Below are 12153 nucleotides of genomic sequence, written 5' to 3' on the forward strand. Positions count from 1 at the left end.
GGGCTGACCTGACCGCCGATGGATGCGATCCGGCGGACACGCGCCGCCGGATCGTCAAAGCCATTCAGGCGCCGCTGACCGGGTAGGTGCGGCCCTTCCAGGTGGCGGCGCCGGCCCGGCCGCCCCGCAGCAGCACGTTCCACTGGATCGCCAGCGCCACCAGCACGGCCGCCGGGTGCAGCGGGATCGTCGCCAGCGGTGCCCGCACCGCCAGGGTGATCGCCGCCCGGGTTCCGAGCGACAGCGCACAGGCCGCGGCGGCCGCCGTCAGGGCCAGCGGCGGGATCAGCTCGAGCAGCCCGGCCAGCACCAAGAGCGGCGGCAGGATCTGGCCGCAGCCCAGGAGTAGGGTCCAGACCGGCAGGGCCCGGGGCGTGGCCATGCCCTCATGCGCGTTCTTCGAGAACCCGGCCCAGGCCTCCCCGAAGCCCCGATACATCCGACAGGTCGCCAGCCCGGCGCCGGCCACGAGGTCGGTGCGGTAGCCGGCCGCGCGCAGGAGCCGGGGCAGGCGCACGCCGTCATGCAGGAAACCGCGGATCGCGCCGTGGCCGCCGATCGCCGCATAGGCTGCGCGCTCGAACAGGATGAGCTGCCCGCAGGCCGCGCCCAGGGCGGGATCCGGGCGGCGGCGCATCAACGGCACCGGCAGGAAGCCGATGAGCAGGAAATCGATCATCGGCACGGTGAGCATCTCGCCGAGCGTCTCTGTGCGCTGCCGGGGAACGCCGCTGACCAGAGCGGCGCCGGCACGTCGTGCCTGGGCGACGAGCGACGCGGCGGCCTCGGGCTCCAGGCGGACATCCGCGTCGATGAACAGGAGGTGGCGGCCGTCGGCGAGCTCGGCGATATGGGCGCAGGCGTGGTTCTTGCCGGTCCAGCCCTCAGGCAGCGGCGGCACCGGGACGACGCGCAGGCGCGCATCGCCGAGGCCGCGCACGATCTCGGCGGTCCCGTCCGTGGAATGGTCGTCGCCGACGATCACCTCGACGGGCACGGCAATGCTGGCGAGGGCGGCCCGCACAGTCCCGGCGATGTTGCCGGCCTCGTTGCGTGCCGGGATCAGGATCGAGACCAGGTCGCGGTCGGCCACCGGGGCGGGCCGGCGCAGGGCGAACAGGTTCACCGCCGTCAGGACCGCCGGTAGGGCAGCCGTGAACAGGCAGACGACGGCCAGCGCCGTGAGGATCGGGTCGATCATCGCCCGGGCTCACCGTCGCGGGCCCGGTGGGCCGGATCGAAGCGGCGCCCGGCGAGCCGCGCGGCGAGGCGCCGCCAGAGATCGTAGACGCCGCCGACGCCCTTGCGGCCCGCGACCAGGGCCCGGAAGCGTTCCGGCTCGCGGCTGATCACGTCGCTGCTGAGCCGGTCGAGGGTCGCGGTCAGGTCGGCCTCCAGGCGGGCGAGCCGATCCGTCCGCGACAGGGCCGCCAACGCCGCGCCCGAGATCCCCGGCCCGAAGGCTGCGAAGGCCTCGGCTCCGCGCTCGTCCCAGAAGGCGTATTCGAGGGCGAGCGGTACGAACAGCGCGTCGGGGGCGATCTCGGCCAGCCGGGCCACGCCCGGGCGCAGGCCGAGCGGCCGGACGCGGGTGTCGACGAAGCGCCCTTGCGCGGTGATCCAGAGGGCCGTGCCGGATCGCGTCAGGATCGCCCGCGCGGCGGCCAGGAACTGTGCGGCGCCCCGGGGACTGTCGAGGTCGACCCCGAAGGCCCCGATCCGCTCGAACACCCGGTAGCGCGCCAGCATGGCGGCGTCGAACGGCGCCCGGTTCTCGCGACCCGGGTAGAGCCGGCCGGACAAGACGATGATCACCGCCGCATCCCACCACGCAGGGTGGTTGGAATAGATCACCAGCGGGCCAGGATGGTCCTGGTCCGGCGGCAGGCTCCAGTGCGGCAGGCGTAGCGCGTCGAAGTGTCGGTGCAGGTAACGCGCGAACCACGCTTCCATGAAGCGGCGGACCAGGGGCGAGACCGGATGCAAGGGCGTGGATGGCGGACGGCGCCGCTGTTTCCCTCCCCCCTCTGCGGGGGAGGGTGGCCCGCGAAGCGGGTCGGGAGAGGGGAGCGAGGCTTCTGGAAAAGTCGCGACAATCGCCTCATCCCGTACCGTCGCGCTGCCCCTCTCCCGACCCTCGCTGACGCGAGGGCCGCCCTCCCCCGCAGAGGGGGGAGGGGATGGAAGATTGGAACTCACGCCGAGGCGCGCAGCGTTCCGCGCGCGTCCTGGTCATGCGCGTCGGCGGCGATCCAGCCCGACATCATCACCATCGGCATGCCGGGGCCGGGATGGGCGGCGCCGCCGGCGAGGTAGAGGCCGCGCACCTGTCGGGAGCGGTTGCCAGGCTTGAACGCCCCCATTACCCGGCCGTGCGAGGCCAGGCCGTAGATCGCGCCGTTGAGCACCCGGTAGCGCTCGTGGATGTCCTGCGGGGTCAGGTGGCGCTCGACCACGATGCGCTCCTCCAGGTCGGGCATTCCGGCGGTGCGCTTGAGCTTGTCCAGGATGGTCCGCCGGTAGTTCTGGAACAGGGGGCCGTCCGGACGCCAATCGTGGTGCGGGCGCAGGTAGGGCGTGTGCACCAGGACGTAGAGGGCCTCGCCGCCTTCCGGCGCGACGCTCGGGTCGGTGGAGGAGGGGGCTGCGAGGTAGGCGGTCGGGTCCGGGGCCGGCTCGCCCTTGTTGTAGATGAAGTCGAACTCCTCCTCGGGGTCGCGGGAGAAGACGAAGTCGTGGTGGTTCAGGTGCTCGTAGCGCTTGTTCAGGCCGAGATAGAGCACCACGCCCGAGCAGGCCGGCTCGGGGTTCTTCTTCTCGTAGGCCCTGCCGGCGGCGCCACCCACCAGCTCGCGGTAGGTGCGGACCGAATCCATGTTCGAGATCACGGCGTCGAAGGGCGTGACACCCTCCTGGGTGCGAATGCCGCGGACAGCACCGTTGGCGGTCTCGATCCCGGTGACCTCAGTGTCGGTCTTGCAGGTGGCCCCGAGCTCCTGCGCGAGCTTGGCCAGGCCCTCGGCCACCGCGCGGGTGCCGCCCATCGGGTACCAGACCCCGTCCGCCGTCTGCATGTGGGCGATGGCGCAGAGCACCGCGGGGGCGCCGTAGGGCGAGGAGCCGACGTATTGCACGAAGTGGTCGAGCATCTGCGCGAGGCGCGCATCCTTGACCTTGCCGCGGATCGTCGAGGCGACCGAGGCGTGCATCCGCAGGGACAGCACGTCGCGCAGGGTGCCGGGGTTCATGTTGGCCCGGATGTTGATCGTGTCGAACAGATCCTCGACCGGCTTCCAGAAGAAGAATTTTTCGGACACGCCGTGGAGATGTTCGGAAATGGAAAGAAACTTCTTGTAGCCGTCGCCGCTGCCCGGGGCGAAGCGATCCATGTCGCCGGCCATCCGCTCGATATCCTGCATCAGATCGATGCGGGAGCCGTCGTCGAAGAAGCAGCGCCATTGCGGGTCGAGGCGGCGCAGGTCCATGTAATCGTGGACCGAGCGACCGGCCTCGGTGAAGATCCGTTCCAGCACCCGTGGCACCGTCAGGATGGTCGGGCCCATGTCGAAGCGGAAGCCGCCTTCGTGCAGCACCGCCGCCTTGCCACCGAGCCAGCCGTTCTTGTCGTAGACCGTGACGCGGTGGCCACGCGCCGCAGCCACGCACGCGGCCGCGAGTCCGCCGAGCCCGCTGCCGATCACGGCGACCGTCGAATCCTGACTCATCCTGATAGGTTGCTCCCCGGGCCCGTCAGAGCGCTGCCCGCATTGCGAAGCTAGACGCGAGACCTCGTGGGTCAACGCGCCACCCGGTCGCGGTACTGGCCGGTCAGGCCTTGTTTGTGGACAGCTGGGCCAGGAAGTTACCGATCTCGCGACGGCGCAGGGGTGCGTCGAGCACCTCCGGGCCGAGGCCGTGGCGCCAGGCGAGGCGCCGCGCGGCCTCGAAATCCTCGCCCTGAAGGCCCGCGATTTCGTCGGCATAGGCCGCCACCGCGTCCGGATCCGCGGCGAAGCCGGCCTCGACGATCGCGGTATCGCAGAGGCGCAGCATCGCGGCGACCTCCTCGAGGTCGAGTTCGGGGTGGTACTGCGTGCCCCAGAACCAGCCGGCCCCGTGCCGGATCTCGATGGCCTGGACGCCCAGCACCCGGTTGCCGGCCAGAACCCGCGCACCCGGGGGCGGCTCCAGCACCGCGTCCGAGTGGATCGCGGGCGCGTCCCAGACCGCCGGACGGCCGGCCAGCAGCGGGTGGGTCCGGCCTTCCTGGGTTGGGGTGATCGCCCGGGCGAAGCCGTATTCCGGCCCACGCGGATTCTCGGCCGCGTGCCCGCCGGCCACGGTCGCGGCGACCTGCACGCCCCAGCAGGATCCGAACACCGCGAGCCCCGCCTCCAGGGCAGCCCGCATCAGATCGAGCTGGCGAGTCACCGCCGGCGTGCCCTCAGAGACCTTCAGGGTCGAGCCGGTGAAGATCAGCCCGTCGAAGTCCGACAGGTCCTGCGGCAGGTCCGCGTCAGCATCGGCCGGGTTGAGAAATCGACACGCCGTCTCGGGGGCGAAGTCGTGAACCACCACGGCGTAGGACTCGGCCGAGGTCCGGCCCGTCGCCGCGACATGCCGCTCGCGGGCGGCCCGATCGTTGCCGTCGGCGATGAGCAGGCGGAGCATGGCGTTCTCACTTTGTACGGGTGCGGACCCTGCCCGAACGGCCACGCCTTGTCCGGGGACGGCTGGTCGCAGGCGCCGCGCGGATCGTCGCGGCGCGGTGGTCCGATCAGACGGTCCGCCGTGCCACCAGGCCGAGCGCAAGCCCTAACCCGCACAGGGTCAGCGCCAGCAGCACCGCGAAGGCCGGGGCGGCGGAGCCGAAGCCCTCGCCCAGCGCGTTCTGATAGGCCTCGATCGCCCAGGCGTTCGGGGTGAGCCAGCCGGCCTGTTGCAGCCACGGCGGCATCAGGAAGCGCGGCACCATCGAGCCGCCGACGGCGGAGAGCAGCAGTACCCCAAAGGTCGAGGCGAGGTGGGCCTGCTGGCGGGACGCGGCCAGCGCGCAGGCGGCGAGCGCCAGGCCCGCGGCCATGGCCGAGACCAGCAGGCAGGCGGTGAGGAAGGCCGTCCAGTGTGGGCCGATCTCGACGCCGTAGAGCAGCCCGGCGGCCAGGAAGATCAGCCCGGCCTGGACCATGCCCTGCAGCGTCAGAAATCCGAACTTGCCGAGCACCACCACCGGCAGGCCACCGGGTCCGGCCATCAGGCGCTCCGCGATACCGGTTTCCCGCTCCTCGACCAGCGAGAGCGCCCCCTGCATGGCGGCAAACAGCAGGAACACCGCGGTGATCGCGCCGGCGTAATAGCTGACCCGGGCATTGGCGGTGCCGGCGGCGGTGCTCCGGCGCTCGACCAGCGAGGCGAAGCTGAACGGCTCTTTCCTGGCGCGCTGCTCGGCGAAAGCCTCGTCGAGGAAGCGTCGCTCGTCCGGCCCGATCTTTCCGGTGCGCTCCACGTCGGCGACGATGCGCGAGAGCACGACGTCGGGGAGCGCCTCGTTCAGCACGCGCTGAAGCTGGCCCAGCGCGATGGGGGTGGCGAGCGCCTTTGCGGGGTTCTCGACCAGCACCACGGGCTGGTCCGCGGGGCCGGGCGGGGCATCCGCCGGGGCGGCGATCAGGTCGCCGCGGAGCACCAGGGCCACGTCGACCGCGCCGGAACGCACCGCCCGGGTCACCTCCGCCAGATCGGTTGCGGGCAGGCGGGTGACCCGCAGGGACGGGTCGGTCACCAGGGCGTCGGCGAGGCGCTGCGTGGCTGCCGTCCGGGCGATGTCGGCGAGCCCGAGATGGATGCGGATCCGGTCACCGGTCGCCCCGGAGAAGATCGCCGCGAAGATCGAGAAGATCACGGTGGGCAGCACGAAGGCCATCACCAGCGCGGCGCGGTCGCGCAGGAGGCTCAACGCCATCACCCGGAACGCGGCGCCGATCATCCGGCGGCCCCCGCCCGGCGCGGCTCGGAGGCCGCGCGGTCCGCGACGTCCCGGGGCCGGATCGCATCGAGATACAGCGCCTCCAGCCGCGGGGCGCGGACCCGCACCTCGGCCACAGGAACCCCCTGCGCGCGTAGCGCCCCGAGCAGGGCGGCGCCGTCGAGGCCGGAGCGCTCGACCGAGCGCCAGACCAGGCCGTCCGGCTCGGCGGGCACGAACCCGCCGCGGCGCAGCACGGTCTCCGCGACCGCATCCGCCGGCAGGGCGAGGCTCAGCTCCCGTTCCGGCGCGCGCCGACCCGCAGCTGCGCCAGCAGGTCGGCGAGGCGCCCGGCGCGCACGATCCGCCCCTGCGCCAGGAACGCGACCCGGGAGGCGAGGCGCTCGGCCTCGGCGAAATCGTGGGTGGCGATCAGGATCGCGGTACCGGCGGCCTTCAGCCGGTCCAGAACCGCGTGGATCGCCGCCCGGGCGGCGAGGTCGACGCCGCTCGTCGGCTCATCGAGCAGCACGAGGCTGGGCCGGTTCATCAGGCTCGCCGCGATGTTGACCCGGCGCCGGTAGCCGCCGGACAGCACCCCGACCGGGCGATGCGCGACGTCGGCGATGTCGGCCATCTCAAGGGCCGCCGCGACGGCCCCGCGCCGGTCGCGGCGGGGCACGCCCGCGAGCTGGCCGAAGACGCCGAGGTTCTCGGCGACCGTGAGGCGCGGATAGAGGGCGATCTCCTGGGGAACCCAGCCGATGCTCCGGCGGGCGCTGCCCGCCCGGAACGGATCCGCGCCGGCCACCCGTACGGTCCCGGCGCTGGGCGCGAGGCGGCCCGCCACGAGACGCATCAGAGAGGACTTGCCGGCGCCGTTCGGCCCCAGCAGCGCCAGGGTCTCGGCCGCGTCGAGGTCGAGATCGACCTGTTCCAGCACCCGCCGCCCGCGCAGGTCGAGGCCGACTCCCGTGATCCTTACGAGGTTGCCGTCCACCCCGTCACCGCCGCGGCAGGGCGCGGGCGAGCCGGACCCTTATGGCGGCGCCGGGCTCCTGGAGTGCGAAAGCCGCATCGGAGAAGTCCGGCCGCCCCCGGCGCGCGACGGCGCCGGAGAAGCCGTAGGGCTCGAGCGGGAGGCCGAGCCCGGTCCGGTCGAGCCGGCCGTCGCCGTTGCCGTCCTGGAAAGCCGCCACCGCGTAGGTGCCCGGAGCCAAGTCCCGGAAGGCGAACAGCGCCCGGCCCCCGGCGACCGACGCTTCGTCGCCCCGGGTACAGAACGGTTCGGACAAGCCACCTTGGCACAGGGCCACCCGGACCGGGCCGCCGCCGGGCTCGATGCCGTCGACCTCCACCTGCAGGGTCGCGGCCATCGCAGCCGAGCCGGACAGCAGAGCGAGGGCGCAGAGACCCGCCGTCAGCGTCACCCGGCCCGGCGCGCCGATCACGAGGCCTCGCCGGAGGTCGCCAGCGGCGCCGTGTCGGGGATGCCGGCCTGGGCGGCAGCGCGGGCCCCGGCCAACTCCTCGATCAGCAGACGCGCGGTGATGCGGGCGCCCTCGTAGATCACCGGCAGGCCGGAGCCTGGGTGGGTGCCGCCGCCGACGATGTAGAGCCCCGGCCCGAAGCGGTTGTGCGGCCGGAAATACAGCATCTGCATCAGGTCGTGGGCGAGGTTGAAGGTGGCGCCCTCGTGGACTGCGAAATCCTCTTCCCACTGGGTCGGGTCGATCACCCGCTCGTAGCGGATGCGGGATTCGATGTCTTCGAGACCCAGCCGCTTCAGGCGCTCCAGGATCAGGGCACGGTAGCTCTCCCGGGTCGCCGCCCAGTCGATCCCGGCCTTGAGGTTCGGCACCGGCACCAGGACGTAGAGGGCGGTGTGCCCCGCCGGCGCCATGCCGCCGTCGGTGTAGCCGGCATGCTGGACGTAGAGGGAGGGCTGCATCGGCAGCGTCCCCTCGGTGATCTCCCGGATGTTGCGCTCATAGCCGTCGGCCAGGAGGATCGTGTGGTGCCCCAGACTGTCCGGCACTTTCCCCTCGATGCCGAGATACAGCATGAAGGTTGAGCAGGAGAGCCGGGCCTTGTGGATCTTGGCGTCCCGCCAGCGCGGGCGGTGCCGCTCCGGGACGAGGGCACGCACCACCTTGGCGAAGTCGCCGTTGATCAGCACCGCGTCGGCGTTGAAGGTCTCGCCGTCCACCACCACGCCGCTGGCGCGCTTGCCGTCGAACACCACCCGCTCGACGTTGGCATTGAGCCGGAGGTCCACGCCCATGCGTCCGGCAAGGCCGGCCATCGCCTCGGAGACCGCACCGCAGCCGCCGACCGGGTGGTAGACCCCGTGCTCGTATTCGAGGAACGACAAGATCGTGAACAGGCTCGGGCAGCGGAATGGCGACATGCCGAGGTATTTGGTCTGGAACGAGAAGGCGAGGCGCACCCGCGGATCTGCGAAATAACGCTTCAGGTCGCGATCGACGCTGCGGCCGGGATGCAGGTGCGGCAGGGCGGCCAGCATCGCCGGGCTCACCATGCTGCGCAGGGTATGGAAGGCCTGCTGGAGGATCGGCTTGAAATATTCGAGCTTCGTCCGGTTCTCGCTGAAGAAGGTTTTGACGTTCTTCGCATCGTCGGGCGCCAGGCGGGCGATCTCCGCCTCCATCCGGGCGATGTCGCCGGTGGCGCGGATCGTACCCGTGATCCCGTCCTCACCCTCGAACACGAGATGATACTGCGGATCGAGTCGCTCGAGCTTGACGTGGTCCTCGAGCCGCTCGCCGCAACTCGTGAAGATGTCCGCCAGAATCTGAGGATAGAGGAAGAAGGTCGGCCCGATATCGAACTTGTAGCCGCCCGGTGCGGTTACGGTCTTCGTGCGGCCGCCGACCTGCGCGTCCTTCTCGAACAACGTCACGTGGATCCCGGCACGTGCCAGGAGCAGGGCCGAGGCCAAGCCGCCGGGACCGGCGCCGACCACGGCCACGCGGCGTCCGGTCAGCGCTCGCAAACCATCCCCAGACTGAAGCAACGCCGACGACTCCCCTCGCAACCCCCGAACCTTATCGGCCAAGCTAGCCTCGCAACGCCCCACGGCAATTGCAGCCCTTTGTCGCGCGTTCGGAGCCGGACGCAAAGGGACGGCGCTAACCGGTTGTGACGAGCCGTCCTTGGCCGCGGGCGATCGCCTGGAGGGCGAGGCCCGCCGCGGTGGCGACGTTGAGCGAATCGAAGCCCGGGGCCATCGGGATCCGCACCGGGCGGGCCCGTCCGAGCGTGGCCACGTCGAGGCCCGGTCCCTCGGTCCCGAGGATCAGCAGAACGCGCGTGGGTGCGGGGATGGCGTCGAGCGATTCGGTCGCCCCCGGGCTGAGCGCCAGGGCTTCGAGGTCGAGGGCCTGGGCGAGCGCCAGCCAGTCCTGCCCGGGGGCGAGCCGCGCGAAGGGCTGGATCAGCGCAGCGCCGGCCGAGACCCGGATGCTCTTGCGGTAGAGCGGATCGCAGCTGGCGGCATCGAGCAGCACCGCGTCGGCCCCGAAGGCAGCGGCATTCCGGAAGGCGGCGCCGACATTGTCGTGGTTGGTGAGGCCCGCGAGCCCGAGCACCAGCGCCGGGGCGGGGGCCGGCGGCACGAGGTCGGCGGGGGCGGGCCCCGAGTCGCGCAGGCCCACCGCCAGCACGCCGCGATGGATCGGGAAGCCGGTCACCGTGCTCATCACCGCCTTGGCGGCGAGATAGACCGGCGGCCTGTCCGAGCAGGCGGCCACGTCCGGGGCGAGGCCCGGCCAGCGCTCCGGGGCGAGCAGGATCGATTCCGCCCGGAAGCGGGTCCGCGGGCCGAGCAGCAGCCGCAGGGTGACCTCGCCCTCGGCGATGAAGCGCCGGGAGCGGCCTACGAGGTCGCGCTCCCGCATCTTCGTGTAGGGTTCGAGGCGCGGGTCGTCCGGGTCCGCGATGGTCTCCGCGGCGACCGTCTCCCCGGCCCCGCCCATGTCAGCTCTGCTTGCGCTCGGCGCGGACGGCCAGCGGGTCTGCCTCGGCCTTGGTCGGCACCTTCACCAGCGCCTCGCCGTCGAGCACGGTCTCCCCGGCCACCGAGCAGCGGCAGGCGAGGCGGGCCCGGCGACGCTCCGGCATCAGCTCGGCGACCATGACGGTGACGTCGACGATGTCGCCGATGCGCACCGGCGCCCGGAAGTTGAGGGTCTGGGAGATATAAACGGCCCCCGGCCCCGGCAGACGGGTGCCGAGCACCGCCGAGATCAACCCGGCTGTGTACAGGCCGTGAGCGATGCGGGTGCCGAACGGCGTGCGGGCGGCGAAGTGCTCGGACAGGTGGATCGGGTTGCGGTCGCCGGTGATCTCGGCGAATCCGACGACGTCGGAGGACGCGATGGTCTTCGAGAGGGTTTCCGACAACCCGACCTCGAGATCCTCGAAATAGAGCACGCGCAATTCGGGCAGCATGGCTCGGCAGACCTCCGGTTCCGGCCGGTCGCAACTCTGGCGCGGCCGGCTCAACAAGACCGCGTCGCACGATCGCGCCGCCGAATCCACCCGGACGACGGCGCAGGATCCTTGAACTTTCTTGAGGCGCGGCCAGGGTTTTCTCAACAGCGGCTCGACAGGCGCCCCGCACTCGGCGATGACGCGCCCCGTGACCGCTGAACCCGCCGCCCGTCCCGAGCCGCCCGCCCTGCGCCCGGTCGTCGCCCGCGTGGCGGCGCTCAACCTCGGCTATTTCGGCATCGAGATCGCGGTGGCGCTCGCCATCGGATCCGTGGCGCTCATCGCCGACAGCCTCGATTTCCTCGAAGACGCGGCGATCAACCTGCTGATCTTCGCCGGCCTGTCCTGGAGCGCGCGCAACCGTGCGCGCCTCGGCACCGCGATGGCGTTCATCCTGCTCGTGCCGGCCCTGGCGACCGCCTACGCCGCCTATGAGAAGTTTGCCGACTTCGTTCCTCCGGCGGCCCTGCCGCTGACGCTGACCGGCCTCGGCGCGCTCGCGGTGAACCTCACCTGCGCGCTGATGCTCGCCCGGCACCGGTCCGGCTCGGGCAGCCTGACCCGCGCGGCTTATCTCTCGGCCCGCAACGACGCCTACGCCAACCTGGCGATCATCGCGGCCGGACTGGTCACCGCCCTCCATCCGAGCCCCTGGCCGGACCTCGTCGCGGCGGCCGGCATCGCGGTCCTCAACGCCGATTCCGCCGCCGACATCTTCCGGGCCGCCGCGGCCGAGCGTCGGGCCGCTGCGAAATAGGCACCCTCATGCGCATCTTCCCCATCTCCGATCTCCATCTGGAGCGGCGGCGGCTCGACCTGATCGCGCTGCCCAAGGAGCCGTTCGACCTGCTCGCCTGCCCGGGGGACCTCTACGAGGGGCATCCCGAGCGGGGGCTGGCGGCTCTGATCCACCTGGCGCAGGGCAAACCGATCGTCCTGGTGCCGGGCAACCACGAGCGTTACGCGCCGACCGGCGACCCGCGCACCGCGCCGGAGCTCCTGGCCGATCTGGAGGCGGAGGTCGCCCGGGTGAACGCCCTCGGCGCGCGCATCCACCTGCTTCAGGGCGCCGAGGCTTGCGTGATCGACGGCGTGCGCTTCCTTGGCACGACCCTGTGGAGCGACTGGCGCCTCGCCGGCCGCTGGCTCGCCGCGGACGCACCCGGGCACCCGGATGATCCGATCGCCTTCGCGGCCGCGCGCATGACCGATCCGGTGACGGGCTCCCGCGAATATCTCGGATCGATCCGCAGGGCCGATGGCGCCGCCTGGCAGCCCTCCGACGCCATGGCGGCGCACACGCAGGAGCGGGCCGCCCTGCACGCCGCGCTCGCCCGGCCGCACGATGGCCCGACCGTGGTGGTCACCCATCACCCGGCGAGTCCCCTGGCGGCGGACCGGTACCGGGACCAGCCCGGCGTACCCTGGTGGGTGCCGGCCTTCTACGCCAGCACCGCACTCGACGATCTCCCCGATGCCGCCCGGCCGGAGGCGTGGATCTCCGGCCATTTCCACGCGGGGCATGACATGTGGATCGGCCGCTGCCGCTGGGTTTCCAATCCGGTCGAAGGGCAAAGCTACCGGGCGGATTTCTCCGTGACGGTGGGGACGGCGGACTAGCGTGACCGCGACAGCGGAAAACGGTCGCGGCTCACTTAGTCCCGGCCCCATGG

General features: G+C 71.9%; 11 protein-coding genes and 1 pseudogene. 2 read left to right on the top strand and 10 right to left on the bottom strand.

Annotated elements, in window-relative coordinates; all coding sequences use genetic code 11:
• Positions 1–64: 64 nt before the first annotated feature.
• From FVA80_RS28105 to croR, 10 genes and pseudogenes are all read right to left on the bottom strand, one after another.
• Positions 65–1201 carry a glycosyltransferase gene (locus tag FVA80_RS28105; protein ID WP_147907519.1) on the bottom strand — a complete coding sequence of 379 codons (1137 nt, stop codon included), beginning with the start codon at positions 1199–1201 and terminating at the stop codon, positions 65–67.
• Positions 1198–1953 carry a lysophospholipid acyltransferase family protein gene (locus FVA80_RS28110; protein WP_147907518.1) on the bottom strand — a complete coding sequence of 252 codons (756 nt, stop codon included), beginning with the start codon at positions 1951–1953 and terminating at the stop codon, positions 1198–1200. Before FVA80_RS28110 ends, FVA80_RS28105 begins: the two co-directional genes overlap by 4 nt.
• A 242-nt stretch (positions 1954–2195) precedes the next feature.
• On the bottom strand, positions 2196–3725 hold the full coding sequence (gene crtI / locus FVA80_RS28115; protein ID WP_147907517.1) for a phytoene desaturase family protein: 1530 nt from the start codon (positions 3723–3725) through the stop codon (positions 2196–2198).
• A gap of 103 nt (positions 3726–3828) precedes the next feature.
• Positions 3829–4671 carry a type 1 glutamine amidotransferase gene (locus FVA80_RS28120; protein WP_147907516.1) on the bottom strand — a complete coding sequence of 281 codons (843 nt, stop codon included), beginning with the start codon at positions 4669–4671 and terminating at the stop codon, positions 3829–3831.
• Positions 4672–4777: 106 nt separating this feature from the next.
• On the bottom strand, positions 4778–5986 hold the full coding sequence (locus tag FVA80_RS28125) for an ABC transporter permease (RefSeq protein WP_147907515.1): 1209 nt from the start codon (positions 5984–5986) through the stop codon (positions 4778–4780).
• A pseudogene (locus FVA80_RS28130) lies at positions 5983–6965 on the bottom strand (ABC transporter ATP-binding protein). Before FVA80_RS28130 ends, FVA80_RS28125 begins: the two are co-directional and overlap by 4 nt.
• A gap of 4 nt (positions 6966–6969) precedes the next feature.
• Entirely contained in the window at positions 6970–7341 is a 372-nt protein-coding gene (locus FVA80_RS28135; protein ID WP_147907555.1) for a DUF2141 domain-containing protein, read from the bottom strand.
• 71 nt (positions 7342–7412) lie between these two features.
• The gene (crtI, locus tag FVA80_RS28140) at positions 7413–9002 is read right to left on the bottom strand and encodes a phytoene desaturase family protein (RefSeq protein ID WP_147907513.1); all 1590 of its coding nucleotides are present in this window, start codon (positions 9000–9002) and stop codon (positions 7413–7415) included.
• 115 nt (positions 9003–9117) lie between these two features.
• Complete coding sequence (locus FVA80_RS28145; RefSeq protein ID WP_147907512.1) at positions 9118–9963, bottom strand: RNA methyltransferase; 846 nt, start codon at positions 9961–9963, stop codon at positions 9118–9120.
• Between the two features lies 1 nt (position 9964).
• Complete coding sequence (gene croR, locus FVA80_RS28150; protein WP_147907511.1) at positions 9965–10438, bottom strand: 3-hydroxybutyryl-CoA dehydratase; 474 nt, start codon at positions 10436–10438, stop codon at positions 9965–9967.
• 178 nt (positions 10439–10616) lie between these two features.
• On the opposite strand from croR, the gene FVA80_RS28155 reads away from it, so the two are divergent.
• Positions 10617–11237 carry a cation transporter gene (locus FVA80_RS28155; RefSeq protein ID WP_147907510.1) on the top strand — a complete coding sequence of 207 codons (621 nt, stop codon included), beginning with the start codon at positions 10617–10619 and terminating at the stop codon, positions 11235–11237.
• An 8-nt stretch (positions 11238–11245) separates the two neighbouring features.
• The gene (locus FVA80_RS28160) at positions 11246–12100 is read left to right on the top strand and encodes a metallophosphoesterase (protein ID WP_147907509.1); all 855 of its coding nucleotides are present in this window, start codon (positions 11246–11248) and stop codon (positions 12098–12100) included.
• Positions 12101–12153: the final 53 nt, after the last annotated feature.

It is taken from the genome of Methylobacterium sp. WL1, from assembly GCF_008000895.1.
GTDB lineage: Bacteria > Pseudomonadota > Alphaproteobacteria > Rhizobiales > Beijerinckiaceae > Methylobacterium.

Bases quoted from the DNA above. Each gene is read 5' to 3' on its own strand.
- FVA80_RS28105 (WP_147907519.1), bottom strand. From the start codon at position 1,201: ATGATCGACCCGATCCTCACGGCGCTGGCCGTCGTCTGCCTGTTCACG.
- FVA80_RS28110 (WP_147907518.1), bottom strand. From the start codon at position 1,953: ATGGAAGCGTGGTTCGCGCGTTACCTGCACCGACACTTCGACGCGCTA.
- crtI (WP_147907517.1), bottom strand. From the start codon at position 3,725: ATGAGTCAGGATTCGACGGTCGCCGTGATCGGCAGCGGGCTCGGCGGA.
- FVA80_RS28120 (WP_147907516.1), bottom strand. From the start codon at position 4,671: ATGCTCCGCCTGCTCATCGCCGACGGCAACGATCGGGCCGCCCGCGAG.
- FVA80_RS28125 (WP_147907515.1), bottom strand. From the start codon at position 5,986: ATGATCGGCGCCGCGTTCCGGGTGATGGCGTTGAGCCTCCTGCGCGAC.
- FVA80_RS28135 (WP_147907555.1), bottom strand. From the start codon at position 7,341: ATGGCCGCGACCCTGCAGGTGGAGGTCGACGGCATCGAGCCCGGCGGC.
- FVA80_RS28145 (WP_147907512.1), bottom strand. From the start codon at position 9,963: ATGGGCGGGGCCGGGGAGACGGTCGCCGCGGAGACCATCGCGGACCCG.
- croR (WP_147907511.1), bottom strand. From the start codon at position 10,438: ATGCTGCCCGAATTGCGCGTGCTCTATTTCGAGGATCTCGAGGTCGGG.
- FVA80_RS28155 (WP_147907510.1), top strand. From the start codon at position 10,617: ATGACGCGCCCCGTGACCGCTGAACCCGCCGCCCGTCCCGAGCCGCCC.
- FVA80_RS28160 (WP_147907509.1), top strand. From the start codon at position 11,246: ATGCGCATCTTCCCCATCTCCGATCTCCATCTGGAGCGGCGGCGGCTC.